Source organism: Mycobacterium sp. URHB0044, assembly GCF_000620625.1.
GTDB lineage: Bacteria > Actinomycetota > Actinomycetes > Mycobacteriales > Mycobacteriaceae > Mycobacterium.
Genome location: NZ_KK211157.1, coordinates 24349 through 44982 on the forward strand (window position 1 = coordinate 24349; position 20634 = coordinate 44982).

Sequence of the window (20634 nt, forward strand, 5' to 3'; positions counted from 1 at the left end):
GAATAAACGGTATAGAACGTTACTTGTGCCCCGTGATGGCCATCGAACTCGAAGGAGCGACCCCATGACCCGACCAGTCCGCGTCGGCGTTCAAATCACCCCCGGTGGAGCACCCGACTACCGCAGTTGGCGCCAGGCCGTCATCCGCGCCGAGGAGCTCGGAACCGACGTCATTCTGGGCTACGACCACTTCCACCGGCCCGAGATGGAGGGCATCGTGGATGGCTGGCCGATCCTGGCCGAAGTCCAGCCCGACGTGAACAACTTCGAGGGGTGGACCGCCCTGGCGTCGTGGGGCGAGATCACGTCGCGCGCCGAGATCGGCCTGCTGGTCACCGGCATCGTGTACCGCAACCCCGACCTGTTGGCCGACATGGCGCGCACGGTCGACCACATCAGCGGTGGCCGTTCAATCCTGGGACTCGGTGCCGGCTGGTACGAAAAGGACTACACCACATACGGTTACGACTTCGGGACGCTGAAGTCGCGGATGGGCCTGTTCGACGAGGGCTTGCAACGCGTCGCGGATCGACTCGAACGACTGATACCACCGCCGGTCCGCAAGATCCCGATCCTGATCGGCGGCTCTGGCGCGAAACGCACCATTCCCGCTGTGGCCCGGCACGCCGACATGTGGCACAGCTTCCTGCCCGCCGACGACTTCCGCCGGGCCAGCGCGGTGGTCGGCGAACTCGCGGAGGCCAACGGCCGCAAGGATGGTGACATCGAGCGCTCGTCGGTGTGGGAGAACGCCGGCGATGCCGATGCCTACCGCGACGCCGGCGTCACGTTGTTCGTCAGCCAGATGCATCCCACCGCAGCGGGTTACGACTTCAGTACACTCGAGAAGATGATCGAATGGCGTGACGGCGCATGAGTATCCGCGAGTCGACCGTCGAGGTTCGGCGTGTCACGGTGACGTCCGATCGGCCGTTCGACGACGTCGTCGCCGACGTCTATGCAGGCCTTGGCCGGGTGCCGAACTTCGGCGAGTTCGTGCGGCAATTGGGTGAGACCCACAGCCGCGAGGAGTTCGACGCGGTCGTCGAACCCGTCACGGGCAGCAGCGGGCTGATCGAGTTCCTGACGCTCGACCTCGGCGGCGTCCTGGCAACCCGTGACCCGGCCCGCAGCCGTCGGATGCTGCGGATCATCGCGGGTAACCCCGTCACGATGAGCAGGATGACCGCCACAGTGCCCGACGCCGGTTCGTACGCTCCGGTGACGGTCCTGATCACCGAGCGGTCCGACGGCGTGACGCTGTCCTACGACCGCGTGGCGAGCGCGATCGCGCCGTACGAGGGTGCGGAGGCGTCGGCGGTCGCCGAGGGACTCGACGACGCGGTGGTGACACTGCTGCGCACCGCGGCGGGCTGACCGGCCCGACGCCATAGTGTGGGTAGGCGTGACGCCCACCGGCAGCCGTTTCCCCCGAGAAGGCGTTGCCGTCACTTGTGCGGTGGTTCTGGTGGCGGCGGCGTTCGTGGTGCCACACCTGCACCTCGGCACCGTCGCGCCGCTGATCAACAGCACGCCACGGCAGATCCACGACTTGGCGCAGACCGCGCCGATCTTCGGCTGGTGGAACGCGCACGTCGGCTGGGGCACGGTTCCCGCGATCGTCATCGGCGTGGCCGCCGTGCTCTTCGGCCAGGGCGTCGCCCAACGCCTGCCGTGGCGAGCGGTGCCGTGGGTGACCTGGGCGACGGCGTGCGGGTGGGCGTTCGCGCTGGCGATGGTCGACGGCTGGCAGCGCGGCTTCGCCGGCCGGCTGACCGCACGCCACGAGTACCTGCGACAGATCCCGACCATCACCGACATCCCCGATGCCGTCCGCACGTTCGCCAGCAGAATCCTTGACTTTCAACCCAATTCGTGGATCACCCACGTCTCCGGTCACCCGCCGGGAGCGCTGTTGACGTTCGTGTGGCTCGACCGCATCGGGCTCGGCGGTGGCGCGTGGGCCGGCCTGTTCGTCCTGCTGATCGGCTCCAGCGCCGCGGCCGCGATCGTCGTCGCCGTGCGCGCGCTGTCCGACGAGCCGACCGCCCGGCTGGCGGCGCCGTTCGTCGCGGTGGCCCCGACGGCCATCTGGATCGCCGTGTCGGCAGACGGCTACTTCGCCGGCGTCGCGGCGTGGGGCGTCGCGCTGCTGGCGATCGCGGCGCGGGGAACGACGCGCCTGCCGGTGCTGATGGCCGCGGGGGCCGGTTTGATGCTGGGGTGGGCGGTCTTCCTGAACTACGGGTTGGCGCTCATCTCGATACCGGCCGTCGCGGTGTTGATCTCCGCACGCGACCTACGGTCGGCCCTGCGGGCGTTGATCCCCGCAGTACTCGTCGCGATCGCAGTGGTGGGCGTATTCGCCGCCGCCGGGTTCTGGTGGTTCGACGGTTATACCCTGGTGCAGGAACGCTATTGGCAGGGCATCGCCCTCAATCGCCCGTTCCAGTACTGGGTGTGGGCGAACCTGGCTTCGGTGGTGTGCGCGATCGGTCTTGGCACCGTCGCCGGGGTCACCAGGGCCTTCGACGTCGCGGCGATCAAGCGGCGTTCTGGACTGCACCTGGTGGTGCTCGCCGCGCTGCTGGCGATTCTGTGTGCCGACCTGAGCATGTTGAGCAAGGCCGAGACCGAGCGCATCTGGCTGCCGTTCACGATCTGGCTGACCGCCGCCGCTGCCCTGCTGCCACCGCGTTCACACCGCTGGTGGCTGGCCGCCAACGTCGTCGGCGCCCTCGCGCTCAACCACCTGATCCTGACGAACTGGTAGCAGCCGGGTGATCAGGTAGTAGAGCGGCACGCACGCCCACACCACGGTGACCGAAACCCAAAGGCCCAGCGGGTAATCGCGGTTCAGCACCGTCAGGTTGTCGGGCCGCAGCCCAGGCTTGGCGTACACCGGAATGGCGAGCAGAACCAGGACGACCGTGCACAATGCCGCCACCGTCACCGGTGCCCACCATCGGCTCCGAATCAGCCGGCGACCAGTGAACCCCATGGCCGCGCCGACCGGGGCGAAGACGAAGTCGTGCACGACGGCCGCAACCACCGCCCACACCAGAATCCGCATGATGATGACGGGCGGGTTGTCCAACAGCAGCACCCCGCCGTAGCCGCCGATCACGACGCCGACGACGATCAGAAGCCAGCGCATCAGACCACCTCGATTCGCGACAGCCACTTCGTCTGCAACACACCGGGTCTCGTCGGCGCGATCAAGCGGCAGGGATAGCCGTGGTCGAGGTCGAGGACGTCGCCGTTGAGCCGCAACGCGATCAGGGTCTGTGAGTCGCGGACGTGCCGGGCGGGCAGGACCGTGCGCGAGTACGGCCCCGGCGGCTCCAGGGAGATCATCCGCACGTCGGAATCGGGCGATGCGCCGACGGCGGCGACGAGGTCGGCGAGCACAACGCCCGTCCACTCCGCACTGGCGCTCCACCCCTCCACGCACGCGATGGGCAGCCGGTAGGTGGCCTGCGGCATGGCGGCGAGGTCGGCGACGGTGAACGTCCGCGTCGTCGCGCCGTGCGTGACGGTGAGGCGGTAGTCCGGCGCACGCGCGCTGCGCAGGACGCGAGCGGCTGCGGCCGACCGGTTCACCGGAACACCTTGCGGGCCTTCGCCGGAGCGCGGCGCGAGCACCGACACCTTGCGTAGCAGCGGAATGGTCTGCCCGGCGGTGACGACCGTCGCCAGCGCGACCGCGAGGCCGGTGCCGACCAGCACCGTGCGTCGGCTCGGGCCCACCGGACCGCCTGCCGCGACGTCGTCGAGCGGTTCGCCGAGCGCGCGCCGGATCACCGGGAGCTTCACGCCGACGTGTACGAGGATGGCGCCGAAGGCGACCCACGCCATCGCGTAATGGCTCGTAGTGAAGAAGAACTTGAACACATACCACTGCGCGGTGTTGAGCAGGCCGGTGCTGAGCTGAAACAGCATCGAGGCGACGAGCACCAGGATCGACAGCCGCTCGATGGCCCGCACCGGGCCCCCGAGGATCGGCCGGGCGAACAGTTTCGGCCACACCGACCACAGCTTGACGACCAGCAGCGGGATGGCCGCGATGCCGGAGATCACGTGCAGGCCCTGCGTCACGCGGTACAGCCAGACCGGCCGGGTGGGCCAGAAGAACCACGGCTGCGGATGCTGGATGAAGTGGCTGATCAGGCCGGTGAGGAAGCAGACGGTGATCGCCACGCCGAGCGCCACGCCGACTCGCGCGGTGACGGGCGTGCCGCGCAGCGCGGAGGTCTTCACGCGGCGGCCAACGTCGCCAGCGCCCGGTTGCCGAACACGTGCATCGCGGTGATGGTCAAACCGACCTCACCCGCCAGCCGGCGGGCGCCGTCGACACCCACCGTGGCCCACCTGAACCACGGGCCGACGGTCTGCGCCGACTCCAGCCGCACCCACCTGTCCTGTACACCCTTTGTTGCACAATCGAATTCGGTGACGCAGCGGCCGCCCGCGCGCAACAGCTCGCCGGCCCGGAACATTACGCGCCACGGATCACCGCCGATGCCCACGTTGCCGTCGGCCAACAACACCGTCGACCACCGGCCCGCGCCCGGCAACGGGCCGAACACGTCGCGACGCAGTGCGGGCGCGCCGCTGCGCCGGGCCAGTTCCACCGCCGTGGCCGACTGATCGATGCCCAGGGCGGGCACTCCGCGCGCCACCAGGTGGGCGACCAGGCGTCCGGGACCGCAGCCGAGATCGATGGTGGGGCCGTCGCACAAGCCGACCATCGCCTGGTCGAACGTGTGGTCGGATCTCCGTCGGCCCAGCCAGCTGTGGACCGGGAGGCCGTGCACGCTGCCGTCTTCGTGGCGCAGCCAACATCGCTCGCCCGTCAGCGCCCGGTCGTAGAGGCTTCCCAGCACGTCATGCTCCTTCTGCCAAGGCGAGCCGATGAAATCGGCTACTCGGCGGGCAGGCTCGGCCGACGACGGCGACGTCGTCGATGGTGTCCACGTCGGCCAACTCGGAAACCAGCCGCACGTCTACCCCTGTGTCGCGTAGCGCGCGAAGCGTTACGGCGCCGGTGTCCGGGGTCGACATCGGCACGTCGCGCAGGCATCCGGCCATTGCCGGATCGGTGACGCCAAGGACCCACCAGCCGCCGTCGCACGCCATTCCCAGGACCGCGTCGGCTTTGGTCAGCGTGGCCGCGCAATCGGCGAGGAGCGCGGGCGTCACCTGCGGGGTGTCCATCCCGATCTGCAGGACCGGCAGTCCGCCTGCGGCGGCCGCGGCGTCGGCATGTGCGTTGGCCAACCGGTCGGCGAAGTCGGCGCCGCGCTGCTCGATGACCGTGAAGTCGGCGAGCCGGGCCGTGAGTTCGGTGCTGCGACTGGCGGCGGCGAGGTCTCCGGTCAGTGCGACGACGCGAGCCGCGACCGGGGCGGCGGCCACGGCGTCCAACGTGTCCAACAGGGCGGCGGCGGCGTGGTCGGCGGCGGCGTCGTCGCCCATGCTGGCGGCCAGGCGCGTCTTCGCCAGCCCGGGCACCGGAGCCTTGGCCACCACCAGCACCGCCACCGAGATCACGAGATTGCCCGCCAAAAATCCAGGGCCGCAATGAAACTGCCGCGAAGAGAGCCGCTGACCTTGGACTTCCCCCCGGTTCGTGGCCCGTAGGCCACGTCGCGCTCGACCACCCGCCAGTTCGCGGCGGCCGCCCGAACCAGTAGCTCCAGCGGATACCCCGATCGCCGGTCGGCCACACCCAGTGCCAGGACGGCGTCGCGGCGCGCGACGCGCATGGGCGCGATGTCGTGCACGGCGAGGCCGTGGCGGGTGCGCAGCCGCCAGCACACCGCCGCGTTCCCCAGCCGCGCATGCCACGGCCACCGCACGCCGGGCGCGGGCCTGCGTCGGCCGACGGCCATGTCGGCGCCGCGGTCCAATTCGGCGACGAGGCGGGGCAGGTCTGCCGGGTCCATCGACCCGTCGCCGTCGAGTACCGCGACGATCGGCGTCGACGCCGTGACGATGCCCGCGTGTACGGCGGCGCCGTAACCGGGTTGGGTTTCGCTGACCACCTGGGCGCCGCACTGCCGGGCCACGTCGGCGGTGTCGTCGGTGCTGTTGTTGTCGACCACCAGGGCCGTGTAACCCACGGGGAGTGCGGACAGCACGCCGGGCAACGACTCCGCCTCGTTCAGACACGGCAGCACCACGGTGACCCGGCACGCGTTCACCCCGACGACGTTAGCCTCGTGCGGTCGTGATGGCGCCGCAACGGGAACCGTCGCACGCCGCGTCGCACCCCGCGTCGCACCCGGCACGCCGCGTCGCACCCACCACACCCCGAGCCCACCGCACCCCGCGCCGCACTCGCCACACCCCGTCGCCGACGCGGAAGGAATACCGTTTGCCCGCCTATCAGCGACTTCTCGCCGTCCGACGAGATCAGAATCCCGAATGTCGCTGATAGGCGGGCAAATCCACGACCGTCCGAGCCCGCGCTTGATGGGACGGGCTCAGGCGGCGGGCTCAGCCGGCACCGCGGCTCAGTCCGGCAGCGAGCCGCTCAGCCGCTCGGCAGCGGCCAGGTAGTCCTCGATGAACTCGAGCACCACGTCGCGGGCCGGCTTCACCTTGTTCATCAACCCGACGCCCTGGCCGACGAAGTAGGTCGCCAGCGCCTGCGCTCCGGGATGCCCCTGGGTGGCCAGCGCGTCGACGCGGCGGATGACGGGCTCGCACAGCATCGACTGCAGCGGCAACGGCAACGGCCGCTGCCCGCCATCGTTCGGCAGCCAGGCGTCCGTCCACTCCGAAACCAGTTGGCGCGCAGGCTTGCCCGTGCGTCCCGCCGACCGCACGGTGTCCCGTGACGTCGCCGCGAGCATCTTCTGCACCGTGTGCGGTGCGGTCTCGGCCTCCTCGGTGGTCAGCCAGACCGAACCCGTCCAGGCGCCGTCGGCGCCCATCGCGACGGCCGCGGCCATCTGCCTGCCCGTGACGATGCCGCCCGCGGCCAGCACGGGCACCGAGCTGCCGATCCCCGCCAAAGCCTCCAAGACTTCGGGGATCAGCACCAGCGTCGTCACCTCGCCGCAGTGCCCACCGGCCTCGGTGCCCTGCGCGACGATCAGGTCCACGCCGGCGGCGACCTGCTTGACGGCATGCTCCTTGGCACCGACCAATGCGGCGACCGGGATGCCGCGTTCCCGACCCGCTTCGATCATGTAATCCGGTGGCACCCCAAGGGCATTCGCGATGAGCTTGATCGGGTGACTCATCGCCACGTCGAGCAGCTCTTGGCCGGTATCGCCCGACAGCATCGAACTGCCCAGCCGCGGCGAGGCCTCCGGCTCGATGCCATGCGCGGTCAGCAACCCCGCCACGAACTCCTTCTGGGCGTCGGGAATCCGACCGGCCAAATCCTCCTTCGACAACTTCTCGCCCTTGCCCTCGAACTTGGCAGGCACGATGATGTCGGCGCCGTACGGCTTGCCGTGCACGTGGTCGTCGATCCAGGACAGTTCCTGGTCGAGCTGCTCCGGGGTGTACGCCGTGGCGCCGAGCACCCCGAAACCGCCGGCATTGGTGACGGCGGCGACCACGTCGCGGCAATGGCTGAAGGCGAACAGCGGGAAGTCGATGCCGAACTGCTCACAGATGGCTGGTTTCACGGATGCCAGTATCGACTCCGAATCCGCTAGCCGTCCTCGACATGGGCACGCAACCGGTCGATCGCGCGGTCCCAGCGCCGCGACAGCGTGTCGAGGTAGTCACTCGCATCGCTGAGCGGCTCGGGCTGCACCCGCCAGATGCGTTCCCTGCCGCGCCGTTCACTGCTCACCAAACCCACCGCCTCCAGTAACAGCAGATGCTTGGTCGCGGCCTGCCGACTGACCGGGATGACTTCGGTGACTTGCGATGTCGAGCGGGGTCCACCGTCGCACAGCCAGGTGATGATGCGCAGGCGGTTGGGGTCGCCAAGGGCGTCAAACAGCGGCGCCTTGGCGACCACCGCCGAACCGCTCACACCTTTTCGCTGAGGGCGAGGTACTTGCGCACCAGTTCGGTTTGTGCGGCCCAGCCCTCGCTGTTGGACTCGAACGCCGATGCCCGACGCTCGGCCGGTATCGCGTCGAAGCCGGATTCCACGATGCTCAGCTTCACACCGTCGGCGACCTCGTCCAGAGTGAACTCGACCAGCGTGGTCGGCTCTGCCGAGTAGTCGACGCCCGACTCGACCGCGTACGGGTGCCACCGGAAGGCGAGGCGACGTTTCGGTTCCACCGCGACGATCTGCCAGGTGTCGGCCTTGCCTGCGTGCGGCTCCTGCGCCTTCGCGACGTCGTCGTCGACCGTCGTCGGGGTGATCACGCCGGTGACCGACTCGCCGGGCACGAACGGCCCGTCGAAGCGGACACCGAACCACTGCCCGAATTCCTCGGCATCGCTGATCGCCCGCCAGACCCGTTCCAGCGGGGCCCTCAGCACTACTTCCTTCTCGATTCGATCGGTATTCATATGCAACCTCCTGGTTGCCTATCACGATAGCGGCTACTGCGGTGAGACGCAACCTTTTGGTTGCCTATTGGGCCGCTGAACTATCCGCGCAGCGGGGCGTACGCGAAGTCGGCCAGCCCGTCACGCCAGTCGATGGCGGCTCGGAAGCCGAGCACGTCGGCCGCCCTCGCGGGGTCGGCGACGATGTGGCGGACGTCGCCGCTGCGGTACTCGCCCGTGACGACGGGCGTGGCGCCGTCGCGCACCTCCCCCAGCCGGCTGGCGACCTCGATGATCGAGACCGGCCTGCCCGAACAGACGTTGAACGCCGCGAAACCCTCGGCCTCGTAGGCGACCGCCGCGACGTTGGCCGCCGCGACGTCGTCGACGTGCACGAAGTCACGCATCTGCCCGCCGTCCTCGTAAACCCTTGGCGCCTCGCCTCTTTCGATGGCGGACCGGAAGATCGCCGCGACACCCGAATACGGCGTGTCGCGCGGCATGAACGGTCCGTACACGTTGTGGTAGCGCAGGGCGACCACCGAGCCGCCCGTCGCCTCGGCCCATGCCAGCGCGTAGTGCTCCTGCGCGGTCTTGCTCGCCGCGTACAGACTGCGCGGCCGCAGCGGCGCATCCTCGCCGACCAACCGCCACTCGAGCGGCTCCCCGCCGACCGGGCAGCGGTGCTCGAAGATGCCAGCGTCCAGGTCGGCGCGTGCACGCGGCAGCGGGTCGACGGCGCCGTGCACCGGACACTCGTAGGCGCCCTGGCCGTAGACCACCATCGATGACGCCAGCACCAGCCGTCGGCACCCCGCGGCGAACATCTCCGCCAACAGGACCGTCGTGCCGTAGTCGTTGTGGCTGCCGTACGACGGCGCGTCGGCCGCGTCGACGCCTGCGCCCACCACCGCGGCCTGATGGCACACCACGTCGATGCCCGGCAGCAGCGTCCTCAACCTCGAGGCGTCGCGGACGTCGACCTCGAGTACGCCCTCGGGCGGGACGGACGTCGCACCGTGCGCGGCGGCCAGCATCGCGTCGACGGCGACCACGTCGTGCCCTGCGGCGGTCAGCGCCGCACACACCCGGGTGCCGATGAAGCCGGCAGCGCCCGTGACGAGAACCCTCACGGCAGCTCGAACGGCAGCGTCACGCCCTGGTGCGCCAGACAGTGCGTGCAGGTGCGCTCGACCGCGACCTGGTCGATGGCCTCGTGCACCAGCTTCTTGAACGGCACCAGGTTCTTCTCGAACTCCGCGAATACGTCAACGGCCGTGACACCCGCACCGGCTTCGATGCCGGCATCCAGATCGGTCACCAATGCGATTGCCGCGTAACACATCTCGAGCTCACGGGCCAGCACCGCCTCGGGGTACCCGGTCATGTTGACCAACGTGAAGCCCTGGTTCGCGAACCACCGGCTTTCGGCGCGGGTGGAGAACCGGGGACCCTGGATCACCACCATCGTGCCGCCGTCGACGACGCCGGGCAGATCGGAGGCCGCGGCGCGAAGCGTCGGACAGTAGGGGTCGGCGAAAGCGACGTGGATGCCGCCGGAGTCGAAGTACGTGTCCGCCCTGCCGCTGGTGCGGTCGACGAGTTGATCGGGCACCACCATCGCGCCCGGCCCCAAGTCGGGGGTCAGGCTGCCGACCGCACAGGGCCCGAAGATGCGCCGCACCCCCAGGGCGCGCAGCGCCCACATGTTGGCGCGGTACGGCACGGTGTGCGGCGAGAATTCGTGGTTGACGCCGTGGCGCGGCAGGAACGCGACCTCGTGGTTACCGACGGTGCCCACGGTGATGGCCGCGCTGGGCGCGCCGTACGGGGTGTCGAGGCTGACGCTGCGCGCGTCGGGACCAAAGAACGTGTAGAAGCCGCTGCCACCGATGACTCCGAGCATCCGTTCATTGTCCGGTATGGCCTGGCCGCCTCGATCACGGCTGTGTTTGACTCACGCCGTGGCAGTGCCCGACGCACCGATCGGCGTGCGACTCGCCGTTGCGGTGCCGCTCGGCGTCGGCGCGGCCGTCCTGGTCGGTTCGACGGTGGGGTGGCCTGCCGCACCCGCGACGGGATGGATCGTGGGAGCCGCGGTCTATCTGACGTGGACGTGGCTGATCGTCGCGCGTCTGGACTCCGCGGGAACCCGGGCACACGCGACGAGATACTCCGAGGACGACTCGACCCCGTGGATCCTCGATCTGGCGCTCCTGGTGGCCAGCGTCGCCAGCCTTGGTGGCGTCGGGTATCTGCTCGTCGCGGGATCGACGGGCGGCGACGTCGGCGCCGCCGTCGTCGGCACCCTGAGCGTGGTGGCGGCGTGGGTGACCGTGCACACCGTCTACATGCTGCGCTACGCGCGGCTCTACTACACCGGCGAGGAGGGCGGCATCGACTTCCACCAGACCGACGAGCCCGACTACGCCGACTTCGCGTACCTGGCCTTCACGCTCGGCATGACCTATCAGGTCTCCGACACCGACATCCGCGACCGCCCGATCCGGATGGCCGCGCTGCGCCACGCATTGCTCTCGTTCCTGCTCGGGGCGATCGTGCTCGCGATCACCATCAATCTCGTCGCGAGCCTGCTGGGCTTCGGGCACTGAACAGCGCGTGCGACGATGACCGCGTGGCCAGTTTCGCGCAGTGGGTAGAGGGCGCCCGCCCGCGGACGTTGCCCAACGCCATCGCGCCCGTCATCGCAGGGACCGGAGCCGCCGCATGGCTGGACTCTGCGGTGTGGTGGAAGGCGCTGCTGGCGTTGGCCGTCTCGCTGGCGTTGATCGTCGGCGTGAACTTCGCCAACGACTACTCCGACGGCATCCGCGGTACCGACGACGTGCGCGCGGGGCCGCTGCGGCTGGTGGGGTCGAGGCTGGCGACTCCGCGAGCCGTGCTGACCGCGGCGGTGGTGAGCCTCGCCGTCGGTGCTGCGGCGGGGCTGGCGCTGGCGGTGGTGAGCCAACCGTGGCTGATCGCGGTCGGCGTCGCGTGCATCGCAGGCGCGTGGCTCTACACCGGAGGCTCGAAGCCCTACGGCTACTCGGGCCTCGGCGAGGTCGCGGTGTTCGTGTTCTTCGGCCTGGTCGCGGTGCTCGGCACGCAGTACACGCAGGCGATGCGGATCGATTGGGTGGGCGCCGCACTCGCGGTGGCGACGGGTGCATTGTCGTCAGCGGTATTGGTGGCCAACAACCTTCGCGACATTCCGACCGACAAGGAATCGGGCAAGATCACGCTCGCGGTGCGACTCGGCGATGCCCGCACCCGCCTGCTGTATCAGGCGCTGGTGGTGCTGGCGTTCGTCCTTACCCTGGTGTTGATGCTGGCGACGCCGTGGGCCGCGGTCGGTCTGGTGGCCGCGCCGTTCGCAGTGCGGGCGACGGGCCCGGTGCGCCGCGGCCTCGGCGGCAAGGAACTGATTCCCGTGCTGCGCGACACCGGCTTGACCATGTTGGTGTGGTCGGTCGCGGTGGCGGCGGCGCTGGCGTTCGGGAGCTAGGCTTCACGCCGAGTGTGAACATATGTTCGAAATATAGCTGAAAACTCGCACACAACTTCACATTCGGCGGATGGAGATTGTCAGCGCAGAGTCGACGGTTCAGCGCAGCGCGTCGAGCAACCGGTCGAGATCGTCGTCGGTGTTGTACACGTGAAAGCCCACCCGCACCGCACCCACACGCACCGACGCGCGAATGCCTGCACGCTGCAACTTGTCGGCGGCATCCGGGACGGGCAGCGACACGATGGCCGAATCACTCGGCGGCAGTTCGAGTTCGGCGCGCAGCCGGTTCGCCAGCCCCACGCAGTGCGCCTCGACGGCACCCGCGTCCAGCGACGCCAGCCACGGCATCGTCAGCCCCGACCCCAGCACCCCGAACCACGCCGGCGACGCATCGAAGCGCCGAGCATCGGCGGCCAACCGCGTCGGCAAACCGTAGATCGTCGACCACGGGTCCTCACCGGCATACCAATTGGCCGCATGCGGCGTCATCAGGCCGGACACCCTGTCGCTCAAGGACATCCACGCCGTTCCCCGCGGCGCAAGCAACCACTTGTAGACCCCCGACGCGGTGACGTCGACCCAACGGAGGTCAAGGCGCTTCCACCCGACCGCCTGCGTCACGTCGATCACGGTCAGCGTGTCGGCGCCCGCCAGCCCGGCACGCAACGCCTCGACGTCGAGCACCGCACCGTTGGCGGACTGCACCAGGCTCACCGCCACCACGTCGTAGTCGCCGGCCGTCGTGACCAACTCCTCCGGCGTCAGCTCCGTCAGCACGACGCCGCGCTTCTCCTGCGCCGCGAAGGGGAAGGTCGTGCTGGTGAATTCGCCGGGCAGCGTGGCCACGCGGGCGCCGTCGAGAATCGCTGCCGCCACCAGACCCAGCACGGCCGACACGCTGCCGCCCATCGCCACCGACTCGACAGGCACCCCCACCAGTGCCGCGTACGCCGCGCGGCCGCGTCGCACCGACTCGTCGAAGTCCGGGGCACTCATGGTTCCCGCCTGCCAGGCGTCGATGCACGTGCGGAGTTCGTCGACGAGAAACGTCGGCGGCAGTCCGTAGGTCGGGGAGTTCAGGAAGCCCGCGGCGCCGGTGAAGTCCGCCCCGAACGCGTGTCGCATGCTCACTCCGAGGACGGCTCTTCGCCACGCAACCGGGCACGCAACTGTTCCCGGTCGGTGCGGCGCCGTTCGTCGAACACCGCCATGCTGGCCGTGGCGCGCCTGCGCAGCGGCGCGAACACCCAGATACCCAACGGCAATGCGATGACGATCGCGAACAGCAGGGCCACCACCAACGGGAACTCGGCGATGCCCGCCAGATGCGCCACACCGAAGATCACCGCGGTCAACACCGCCACCAACAACAGCCGCGCCAGCGCGTAGACCACCACATCCGTCAGCATCCGCGCGCCCGGCCGCCCCGTCGCCCCGCTTTTGCCCTGCTCGTCAACCACGGGCCCGAGCCTACCGACGACGCGTATATTCAGGACAAGGAGGTTTTGCGTGCAGTATCTGCTCCTCATCGTCGTCCTCGTCGGACTTGGCTACGCGGCCTGGCGTTTGATGCGTGTCATGAACAGTCGTCCGAAGACCCGGACGATCGGACCCGACGATGATCCGGACTTTCTCCGTCGCCTCGGCCACGGAGACCCCGACGTGCGCTGACCCGCCTTAGCGGGACCCCGGGAATCCGTTCGCCACCGTCGCCGCGAGCTCGATCAGAGCGTCGCGGGTTTCCGGCTTGAGCCGGTCGAGGCTGATCTCGGCGCCTTCCTCCAGATGCGGATCGAACGGCACCGTTTGCACCGACCGGCAACGCCGTGAGAAGTGGTCCTCCACCTTGCGCATGTCGACCTTGCCCGACCGCGGACGCACACCATTGATCACCGCGATCGAATTGCTGACCAACCGTTGATAGCCATGCGCGTCAAGCCAATCCAACGTGGCCGAGGCGCTGCGGGCCCCGTCCACCGAGCCGGAGCTGATCACGATCAGCACGTCGGCCTTGCTCAGCACTGCCGACATCGCCGAGTGCAACATGCCCGTCCCGCAGTCGGTGAGCACCAGACTGTAGAAGCGCTCCAGTACCTCGAGAGTGCGGGTGTAGTCGTCCGAACTGAACGCCTCCGACACCGCGGGGTCGCTCTCCGACGCCAATATCTCCAGGCGGCTCGGACCCTGCGACGTGTAGTTGCGGACGTCGCTGTAGCTTTCGATGCCCTCGGCGTCGCGCAACAGATGGCGCACCGTCGACGGCGTCTCCAGCGGCACCTTCTGGCTCAGCGTGCCGAGGTCCGGGTTGGCGTCGACGGCGATCACCCGATCGCCGCGGATCGACGCGAACGTGGCACCCAGCGTCGCGGTGATCGTCGTCTTGCCGACGCCGCCCTTCAGCGACAGCAGCGCGATCCGGTAGCAGCCGCGCAGCGGCCGGTTGACCTGCGCAGTGAGGCTCTTGCGCTGAACCTCCTTGGACCCGTCGCCGAGATTGACCAGCGTGCCCGTCGCCAGGTACAGCCACCGCCGCCAACCCGCCGACGGCTTGCGCTTCGGCTGGCCGAGCAGCGCCACCGTGGACAGGTCGAGCGCCGGCGGTGGCATGACCACGTCCGGCACCGGCTCCTGCGGTGCGGGCCGAACCACCGGAAATCCGTTCGGCGGTGTCGTCGCCGTCCACTCGGGAGGCACGGTCTCCGCTGGATCCCTGAACCGCTGCTGCGCTCGGAATCCGGGCGGCTGGTCAGCCGCCGGCCCTGCGCCCGGCACAGGAGTCAAGATCAGCCCACCCCGGCGTACGAGTGCAACCCGACGGTGACCAGGTTGATGAAGAACAGGTTGAACACCATCGCGATGAAGCCCGCGACGTTGATCCAGGCGGACTTGCGGTCGCGCCAGCCCGCGGTCGACCGGGAGTGCAGGTAGGCGGCGTAGATCACCCAGGCGATGAACGACACCGTCTCCTTGGGATCCCAGCCCCAGTAGCGGCCCCACGCCTCCTCGGCCCAGATCGCGCCGAAGATCACGCCGAAACCGAACACCGGGAACGCGAAGATCGTCGTCCGGTACGCGATGCGATCCAGCGACTGCGCGTCGGGCAGCCGCGCCACGATGCGGGCGAGCGTGCCCTCACGGCCCGGATCACCCAACGGCGACATCTTCGCCAGGAACATGATGCTGGCCACGCCACCGACGAGGAAGACACCCGAACCCAGGCTCACCACCGAGACGTGAATCGGCAGCCAGTACGACTGCAGTGCGGGCATCACCGGCGCGGCATTGGTGTAGAGCCAGCGTCCCGACACCGTCAGCAGGATCAGCACCGGCACCAACACGAACACCCACAGCGCCCGGTACTGCGGGCGGCGCAGCACGACGGCGGCGGCTACCAGACCCGACATGCAGGTCAGGTTGATGAACTCGTACATGTTGCCCCACGGCACCCGCATGGTGGCGACGCCGCGCAGCACGATGCAGACCGCCAGCATGGCGATCCCGACGTACACCAACGCGAGCCCGGACCGCCCGACGCGCTCGTCGATCGGGCGCTTCGGCGCGTCGACCACGCGTCCCGGTCCGTCGGAGGCGATGGTTCCGCCGCCCGCGGCCACCAGTTCGCGCTGCTCCACGCGGCGGCCGCGGCTGTAGGCCAGTTCCACGGCGAGCAGCAGCAGCGCGATCACCAGCACCACCACCGACGAAGTGAACGCCCAGTCCGAGTACCGCGCCAGGCCGATGTCGATGTGATCGGTGTTCACGAAGCGCCCTTCTCTTCCTTGAGCGGCTCTCGGCCCTCCAACAGCCGCCCGACGATCCGCTCGAACTCGTCGCCCCAGCCGGAGTTGTCGGTGCGCGCGAGGCCGCCCATTTCGACGCTAACCGTACCCGGCCCGGCAGGCGTGATACGAACCCAGATTCGGCGCCGTCGGATCACCAGCGACACCAGCAGACCGGCCATCATCGTCAGCGCCGACACCAGCACCCACACCTGCGCGGGATCGTGCGAAACCTGCACGTTGATGAACGGCACGGCGCCGTCGAACCGGACCGTGGTGCCGTCGTTCAGCCGGGTCGATTCACCCTGCCTCAGGTTGACCCTGGCCTGCTTGGTCAATCTGCCCTGTTCGATGAGCCGCGAGTCGAGCGTGAACAGCGACTGGGGTCGGCCGGTGTCCAGCCCGGTGTCACCGCGGTAGACGTCGACCGCCACGGCGGGGTCGTTGAGCGCAGGGAAGCTCGACGACAGCAGCTTGCCGTCGAGCTGCTCGGTCGGCGCGAACAACCCCTGAATGGCGATCTGGTTCTTGCGGCGCTCCCCCGCATCGGGATACGTGCCGCCGGGCGGGTCGACGCGGATGACGCCCGACGACAGCAACGTCAACGGATCGTCCGGGCGCCACTGCACGGTCGAGGTGCGGGTCTTGCCGTCGGGGAAGGTGACGGTGAACGTGGGCGCGTAACCGCGGCCCTGCAGGTAGATGCGGTCGCCGCCGAGGCGCAGCGGATGGTTCACCTCCAGCCGGTACGGCCGCCAGGTGTCGGTGTTCAGGTCTGCACCGGCCTGGTAGTCGACGTTGGCCACGAATGACAGCGCCTGACCGCTCGGCAGGTACTTCGCGTCGAAGTCGTTGACGCGCAGGCAGAGTGGATGCAGCGAAGTGCCGTCCACCGTGTTGCCCGCACGGAACGAGTCGAACGCCGCCGGGGATGCCGTGCAGAACCCGGGGCCGCCGTTCGCGATGACGATGACGTTGCCCTCGTACCCGAACAGCTTGCCGACGGCGACCGCCACCAACAGGGCCAGCAGCGAGAAGTGGAACACGATGTTGCCGAACTCGCGGAAATATCCCTTCTCGGCGGAGATTTCGACATGATCGCCTTCTTGCCGTGTGACCTTCCGCCAACCCCGCAGCCGCTGCGTGACGTCGGCCGCGACGGTGTCGACGTCACCGGGTACCTCGGCCTCGTGGTGCTTGGGCAGCCGAGCGAGGTTCCGCGGCGCCGGCACCGGCATCGCGCGCAGGCTGCGCACGTGCTCGAGCAGCCGCGGCGTCAGGCAGCCGACCAGCGAGATGAACAGCAGCACGTAGATCGAGGTGAACCAGAAGCTGGAGAACACGTCGAACGCCTGGATCCGGTCCAGCCACGGGCCGATCAACGAGTGCGCGGCGATGTACTGCTGCACCTTGGACTCGTTGAGGCTGCGCTGCGGCAGCAGGGCGCCGGGAATCGCCCCGAGCGCCAACAGGAACAGCAGCACCAGCGCCGTGCCCATCGACGTGAGCGTGCGCCAGGTGTTGCGCACCAGCGCGACCGGGGAAACGCGCATCAGATCGGCAGCCTCACGTCGCTGACGAAGGCGTCGCGCACCCAGGAGATGAAGTCGGCCCACAGACCGGTCACCAGCGCGGTGCCGACCAGGATCAACAGCACGCCGCCGAAGATCTGGATGGCCCTGGTGTGCCTGCGCAGCCAGCCCAGCCCGTTCATCGCACGCGCGGACCCGAAGGCCAAGAGCACGAACGGGATTCCCAGTCCGAGACAGTAGGCGAGGACGAGCAGGATGCCGCGGGCCATGTTGGCCCCCTCGGTCGCCGACGCCACCGCGATCACCCCGGTCAGCGTCGGGCCGAGGCACGGCGTCCAGCCCAGGGCGAACACCGCGCCGAGCAGCGGCGCGCCGCCGATGGTGGACACCCGTTGCGGCGTGAACCTGGTGTCGCGTTGCAGCGCGGGGATGAAGCCGACGAACACCAACCCCATCACGATCGTGACGACACCGCCGATGCGTTGCAGCAGAAGCTCATTGGCGAGCAGCGTGGTGGTCATGCCGAGGACGGCCACGGTGCCCAGCAGGAACACCACGGTGAAACCCGCGACGAACAACGCCGCGGCGCCCGCGACGCGTAGCCGGGCCGTGTGGACGGCGACGGCTCCCGGCTCATCGGTTTTGGCGTCCTCGTCCACGCCGACGACCGCCGCCAGGTAGGACAGGTAGCCGGGCACCAGGGGCACGACGCACGGGGACGCGAAAGAGACCAGTCCGGCGAGCATCGAGATGCCCACTGCCACCAATAGTGGCCCGGCGGCCGCGGTTTCGGCGAAGCCGGTCATGCGGCAGTGCCCTTTTCGACGGCGAGGCGTTCCACGACGGGCTGGAGGTCCTCGGCGAGCAGTTCCCGAAGGAACACCGCGGCGACGCGATGTTGGCGGTCCAGCACCACGGTCGACGGGATCACGGTGGTCGGGTACTTGCCGCCGAACGCGATCATGGTCCGCATCGCCGGGTCGTAGATGGACGGGAACGCGACCTTGCGGTCGACGACGAAGTCGACGGCGGCGTCGCGGTTGTTGTCGCGCACGTCGATGCCGAGGAAGGCAACCCCCTTCGACCGCGTCGCGTCGTACACCTTCTGCAGCTCGGGGATCTCGGACCGGCACGGTCCGCACCACTGGCCCCACACGTTGATGACGACGACCTGGCCAGCGAAGTCGTCCAGAGACAGAGTCTTCGACGGGTCGGTCAACTCGGGTCCGGAAATCCGTCCCGGTTTGCCGCGCTGGTCGGGCGGGTCGTAGAAGATGTCGGTCTTGCCGCCGGGGGCGACGAACTCGAAGGTGCCGCCCTGCGCGACCGCGTCGTCACCGGTGGAGCAGCCGGCGACCAACGCCGCCAGCACCACCGCCACGGTGACGAGCCGTTTCACTTGCCGGCCAGCTCCGCATAACCCCAGCCGACGAGCGCGTCGTCGTGGAAGTAGAACGACGTCACCGAGGCGAGGCCGCACATCCGGCGGGTCGGGAAGTGGTGCAGGGGTTTGTCGGTCATCGCGCGGCGCAGCGTCTCGACGGGCAGTTGGTGGCTCACGCACAGCGCCTCGTGACCGGCGCCCTTGGCGCGCGCCCGGTGCACCGCCGCGGTCATCCGCGCGGCGATCTCGGTGTACGGCTCGCCCCACGACGGCGTGCGCGGATTGCGCAGGTGCTTCCAGTTGCGCGGGTCGCGAAGGGCGCCGTCTCCTGGTGAGACACGTTGCCCCTCAAAGACATTCATCGACTCGATGAGTTCGGGGTCGGTGTCGACGGGGACGTCGTGGCGCGCGGCGATGGGGGCGGCCGTCTCCTGCGCCCGTTCCAGCGGCGACGCGACGACGTAGACGATGTCACGGTCGGCGAGCCAGTCGGCGACCGCCGCGGCCTGCTCCTTGCCCCGCTCCGACAGGTGATAGCCCGGGAGTCGGCCGTAGAGCAGGCCGTCGGGGTTGTGCACCTCACCGTGCCGCATCACGTGCACGATCGTCTTGTCGGTCATCAGATCTGGGGCCGTTCGGCTGCGGCGGCAGCGCGCGCCGCGGTGGGTAGGGCGGCGGCGATTCGCTCGAACGCGTCGTCGTCGAGCGCGGCGGAGACGAACCACGCCTCGAAGGCGCTGCACGGCGGGTAGATGCCCGCGGCCAGCAGAGCGTGGAAGAACGGCGGGAAGCGCCACGTCTCGGTGGCCCGCGCGGAGGCGAAGTCGGTCACCGGGTCGTCGGAGAAGAACACGCTGAACATGTTCGCTCCGCGGGAAACCTGGTGCGCCACACCGGCTTCGGTCAGCGCGCCGGTCAGCAGCGCCGAGAGCCTGTCGGCGTTGGCGTTCAGTGTCGCGTAGACCGCGTCGTCGGCGGCGCGCAGCGTGGCCAGCCCGGCCGCCATGGCCACCGGGTTACCCGACAGGGTGCCCGCCTGATACACCGGCCCGAGCGGGGCCAGCCGGTCCATTACCTCGGCCCTACCACCGAACGCGGCAGCGGGCAGACCACCGCTCATCACCTTGCCGAAGGTGAAGAGGTCGGCTTCCACGGGGTCGATTCCGTACCAGCCGGCGCGGCTGACCCGGAAGCCCGTCATCACCTCGTCGAGGATCAGCAGCGCGCCGTGCTCGGCAGTGATGCGGCGCAGTGCGGCGTTGTAACCCGGCAGCGGCGGCACGGCGCCCATGTTCCCCGGACTGGCTTCGGTGATGACACAGGCGATCTCGTCGCCGAACCGGGCGAAGGCATCCTCGACGGCGGCAACGTCGTTGTACGGCAACACGATCGTGTCGGCGGCGGTGGCCCCGGTGACGCCCGGCGTCGACGGCAGGCCGAGCGTCGCGACTCCCGAACCGGCGTCGGCGAGCAGCGCGTCGACGTGGCCGTGGTAGCAGCCGGAGAACTTGATCAGCTTCGCGCGGCCGGTGAACCCTCGAGCCAGCCGCACCGCGCTCATGGTCGCCTCGGTGCCGGAGTTCACCAACCGGATCTTCTCGACGGCGGAGACGCGGCCGATGATCTCGCGGGCCAGGTCGGTCTCCGCGGGCGTCGGGGCACCGAACGAGAGTCCGTCAGCGGCCACCCGCTGCACGGCCTCGACGACCGCCGGGTGGGCGTGGCCCAGGATCATCGGCCCCCACGAGCAGACGAGGTCGACGTAGCGGTTGTCATCGGCGTCGGTGAGCCAGCAGCCGCTGGCCTTGGTGATGAAGCGCGGTGTCCCGCCGACGGCCGCGAAGGCCCGGACCGGCGAATTCACCCCACCCGGGATCACGGCGGCCGCATCGGCGAACAGCCGCGCCGAAGCTTCGGTGCCCGCGATATCGGGCGCCGTCTGGTCAGCACGCATGG

25 protein-coding genes are annotated in these 20634 nt (G+C 69.3%); 6 read left to right on the forward strand and 19 right to left on the reverse strand.

All coding sequences use genetic code 11. From position 1 onward, the window contains the following. The first annotated feature begins 64 nt into the window (after nt 1–64). The 3 genes from N536_RS0135925 to N536_RS0135935 are packed head-to-tail and all read left to right on the forward strand — an operon-like array spanning nt 65 to nt 2773. On the forward strand, nt 65–877 hold the full coding sequence (locus N536_RS0135925) for an LLM class F420-dependent oxidoreductase (RefSeq protein WP_029118020.1): 813 nt from the start codon (nt 65–67) through the stop codon (nt 875–877). Then, nucleotides 874–1377 carry a DUF302 domain-containing protein gene (locus tag N536_RS0135930; protein WP_029118021.1) on the forward strand — a complete coding sequence of 168 codons (504 nt, stop codon included), beginning with the start codon at nt 874–876 and terminating at the stop codon, nt 1375–1377. Before N536_RS0135925 ends, N536_RS0135930 begins: the two co-directional genes overlap by 4 nt. 28 nt (nt 1378–1405) lie before the next feature. Further along, the gene (locus N536_RS0135935; RefSeq protein ID WP_029118022.1) at nt 1406–2773 is read left to right on the forward strand and encodes a hypothetical protein; all 1368 of its coding nucleotides are present in this window, start codon (nt 1406–1408) and stop codon (nt 2771–2773) included. Here N536_RS0135935 and N536_RS0135940 read toward each other — a convergent pair. The 10 genes from N536_RS0135940 to N536_RS0135985 all read right to left on the reverse strand — a co-directional run bounded on the left by N536_RS0135940 (nt 2699) and on the right by N536_RS0135985 (nt 10378). Continuing rightward, nucleotides 2699–3157 (reverse strand): hypothetical protein, encoded by a 459-nt coding sequence (locus N536_RS0135940; protein WP_029118023.1) that lies wholly within the window; start codon nt 3155–3157, stop codon nt 2699–2701. The genes N536_RS0135935 and N536_RS0135940 overlap by 75 nt on opposite strands. Further along, a complete protein-coding gene (locus tag N536_RS0135945; protein ID WP_029118024.1) occupies nt 3157–4260 on the reverse strand; it encodes a molybdopterin-dependent oxidoreductase in 1104 nt (367 codons plus the stop codon). Before N536_RS0135945 ends, N536_RS0135940 begins: the two co-directional genes overlap by 1 nt. Continuing rightward, nucleotides 4257–4886, reverse strand: coding sequence for a class I SAM-dependent methyltransferase (locus N536_RS0135950; protein ID WP_029118025.1), 630 nt, complete (start codon nt 4884–4886; stop codon nt 4257–4259). Before N536_RS0135950 ends, N536_RS0135945 begins: the two co-directional genes overlap by 4 nt. Nucleotide 4887: 1 nt before the next feature. After that, nucleotides 4888–5553 carry a DUF2064 domain-containing protein gene (locus N536_RS0135955; protein WP_029118026.1) on the reverse strand — a complete coding sequence of 222 codons (666 nt, stop codon included), beginning with the start codon at nt 5551–5553 and terminating at the stop codon, nt 4888–4890. Then, complete coding sequence (locus tag N536_RS0135960; RefSeq protein ID WP_051575025.1) at nt 5550–6206, reverse strand: glycosyltransferase family 2 protein; 657 nt, start codon at nt 6204–6206, stop codon at nt 5550–5552. Before N536_RS0135960 ends, N536_RS0135955 begins: the two co-directional genes overlap by 4 nt. 312 nt (nt 6207–6518) lie before the next feature. Next, the gene (locus tag N536_RS0135965; RefSeq protein WP_029118028.1) at nt 6519–7646 is read right to left on the reverse strand and encodes a nitronate monooxygenase; all 1128 of its coding nucleotides are present in this window, start codon (nt 7644–7646) and stop codon (nt 6519–6521) included. A gap of 26 nt (nt 7647–7672) precedes the next feature. After that, entirely contained in the window at nt 7673–8002 is a 330-nt protein-coding gene (locus N536_RS0135970; RefSeq protein ID WP_029118029.1) for a helix-turn-helix transcriptional regulator, read from the reverse strand. Continuing rightward, nucleotides 7999–8493 (reverse strand): SRPBCC family protein, encoded by a 495-nt coding sequence (locus N536_RS0135975; protein WP_029118030.1) that lies wholly within the window; start codon nt 8491–8493, stop codon nt 7999–8001. Before N536_RS0135975 ends, N536_RS0135970 begins: the two co-directional genes overlap by 4 nt. 80 nt (nt 8494–8573) lie before the next feature. Further along, complete coding sequence (locus N536_RS0135980) at nt 8574–9605, reverse strand: NAD(P)-dependent oxidoreductase (protein WP_029118031.1); 1032 nt, start codon at nt 9603–9605, stop codon at nt 8574–8576. Further along, nucleotides 9602–10378: an S-methyl-5'-thioadenosine phosphorylase gene (locus tag N536_RS0135985; RefSeq protein ID WP_029118032.1), complete on the reverse strand. Its 777-nt coding sequence runs from the start codon at nt 10376–10378 to the stop codon at nt 9602–9604. The genes N536_RS0135980 and N536_RS0135985 overlap by 4 nt, the downstream gene beginning before the upstream one ends. 58 nt (nt 10379–10436) lie before the next feature. On the opposite strand from N536_RS0135985, the gene N536_RS0135990 reads away from it, so the two are divergent. Continuing rightward, nucleotides 10437–11084: a DUF1345 domain-containing protein gene (locus N536_RS0135990; RefSeq protein WP_029118033.1), complete on the forward strand. Its 648-nt coding sequence runs from the start codon at nt 10437–10439 to the stop codon at nt 11082–11084. 23 nt (nt 11085–11107) lie between these two features. After that, nucleotides 11108–11980 carry a 1,4-dihydroxy-2-naphthoate polyprenyltransferase gene (locus tag N536_RS0135995; protein ID WP_029118034.1) on the forward strand — a complete coding sequence of 291 codons (873 nt, stop codon included), beginning with the start codon at nt 11108–11110 and terminating at the stop codon, nt 11978–11980. A 99-nt stretch (nt 11981–12079) separates the two neighbouring features. Here N536_RS0135995 and N536_RS0136000 read toward each other — a convergent pair whose 3' ends face one another. Both N536_RS0136000 and N536_RS0136005 read right to left on the reverse strand, forming a co-directional pair. Then, nucleotides 12080–13108, reverse strand: a complete 1029-nt coding sequence (locus N536_RS0136000; RefSeq protein ID WP_036438927.1) for an aminotransferase class V-fold PLP-dependent enzyme — start codon at nt 13106–13108, stop codon at nt 12080–12082. Between the two features lie 2 nt (nt 13109–13110). Then, on the reverse strand, nt 13111–13392 hold the full coding sequence (locus N536_RS0136005; RefSeq protein WP_029118036.1) for a DUF4229 domain-containing protein: 282 nt from the start codon (nt 13390–13392) through the stop codon (nt 13111–13113). Nucleotides 13393–13492: 100 nt separating this feature from the next. On the opposite strand from N536_RS0136005, the gene N536_RS42780 reads away from it, so the two are divergent. Then, entirely contained in the window at nt 13493–13654 is a 162-nt protein-coding gene (locus N536_RS42780) for a hypothetical protein (protein ID WP_197040318.1), read from the forward strand. Nucleotides 13655–13660: 6 nt separating this feature from the next. On the opposite strand, the gene N536_RS0136015 is transcribed toward N536_RS42780, so the two are convergent. Genes N536_RS0136015 through hemL form a run of 7 tightly spaced genes read right to left on the reverse strand, consistent with a single transcriptional unit; the run spans nt 13661 to nt 20632 of the window. Beyond that, the gene (locus tag N536_RS0136015) at nt 13661–14764 is read right to left on the reverse strand and encodes a MinD/ParA family protein (protein WP_197040319.1); all 1104 of its coding nucleotides are present in this window, start codon (nt 14762–14764) and stop codon (nt 13661–13663) included. Between the two features lie 2 nt (nt 14765–14766). Further along, on the reverse strand, nt 14767–15744 hold the full coding sequence (gene ccsB / locus N536_RS0136020; RefSeq protein WP_029118038.1) for a c-type cytochrome biogenesis protein CcsB: 978 nt from the start codon (nt 15742–15744) through the stop codon (nt 14767–14769). Further along, a complete protein-coding gene (locus N536_RS0136025; RefSeq protein WP_029118039.1) occupies nt 15741–17315 on the reverse strand; it encodes a cytochrome c biogenesis protein ResB in 1575 nt (524 codons plus the stop codon). Before N536_RS0136025 ends, ccsB begins: the two co-directional genes overlap by 4 nt. After that, nucleotides 17315–18100 (reverse strand): cytochrome c biogenesis CcdA family protein, encoded by a 786-nt coding sequence (locus N536_RS0136030; protein ID WP_029118040.1) that lies wholly within the window; start codon nt 18098–18100, stop codon nt 17315–17317. The genes N536_RS0136025 and N536_RS0136030 overlap by 1 nt, the downstream gene beginning before the upstream one ends. After that, complete coding sequence (locus N536_RS0136035; RefSeq protein WP_029118041.1) at nt 18097–18693, reverse strand: TlpA disulfide reductase family protein; 597 nt, start codon at nt 18691–18693, stop codon at nt 18097–18099. Before N536_RS0136035 ends, N536_RS0136030 begins: the two co-directional genes overlap by 4 nt. Next, nucleotides 18690–19298 carry a histidine phosphatase family protein gene (locus N536_RS0136040; RefSeq protein ID WP_029118042.1) on the reverse strand — a complete coding sequence of 203 codons (609 nt, stop codon included), beginning with the start codon at nt 19296–19298 and terminating at the stop codon, nt 18690–18692. The genes N536_RS0136035 and N536_RS0136040 overlap by 4 nt, the downstream gene beginning before the upstream one ends. Further along, on the reverse strand, nt 19298–20632 hold the full coding sequence (gene hemL / locus N536_RS0136045; RefSeq protein ID WP_029118043.1) for a glutamate-1-semialdehyde 2,1-aminomutase: 1335 nt from the start codon (nt 20630–20632) through the stop codon (nt 19298–19300). The genes N536_RS0136040 and hemL overlap by 1 nt, the downstream gene beginning before the upstream one ends. Between the last annotated feature and the right edge of the window lie 2 nt (nt 20633–20634).

Bases quoted from the DNA above. Each gene is read 5' to 3' on its own strand.
- N536_RS0135985 (WP_029118032.1), bottom strand. From the start codon at position 10,378: ATGCTCGGAGTCATCGGTGGCAGCGGCTTCTACACGTTCTTTGGTCCC.
- N536_RS0135940 (WP_029118023.1), bottom strand. From the start codon at position 3,157: ATGCGCTGGCTTCTGATCGTCGTCGGCGTCGTGATCGGCGGCTACGGC.
- N536_RS0135975 (WP_029118030.1), bottom strand. From the start codon at position 8,493: ATGAATACCGATCGAATCGAGAAGGAAGTAGTGCTGAGGGCCCCGCTG.
- N536_RS0136000 (WP_036438927.1), bottom strand. From the start codon at position 13,108: ATGCGACACGCGTTCGGGGCGGACTTCACCGGCGCCGCGGGCTTCCTG.
- N536_RS0136025 (WP_029118039.1), bottom strand. From the start codon at position 17,315: ATGCGCGTTTCCCCGGTCGCGCTGGTGCGCAACACCTGGCGCACGCTC.
- N536_RS0135925 (WP_029118020.1), top strand. From the start codon at position 65: ATGACCCGACCAGTCCGCGTCGGCGTTCAAATCACCCCCGGTGGAGCA.
- N536_RS0136005 (WP_029118036.1), bottom strand. From the start codon at position 13,392: ATGCTGACGGATGTGGTGGTCTACGCGCTGGCGCGGCTGTTGTTGGTG.
- N536_RS0135930 (WP_029118021.1), top strand. From the start codon at position 874: ATGAGTATCCGCGAGTCGACCGTCGAGGTTCGGCGTGTCACGGTGACG.
- N536_RS0136030 (WP_029118040.1), bottom strand. From the start codon at position 18,100: ATGACCGGCTTCGCCGAAACCGCGGCCGCCGGGCCACTATTGGTGGCA.
- N536_RS0136040 (WP_029118042.1), bottom strand. From the start codon at position 19,298: ATGACCGACAAGACGATCGTGCACGTGATGCGGCACGGTGAGGTGCAC.
- hemL (WP_029118043.1), bottom strand. From the start codon at position 20,632: ATGCGTGCTGACCAGACGGCGCCCGATATCGCGGGCACCGAAGCTTCG.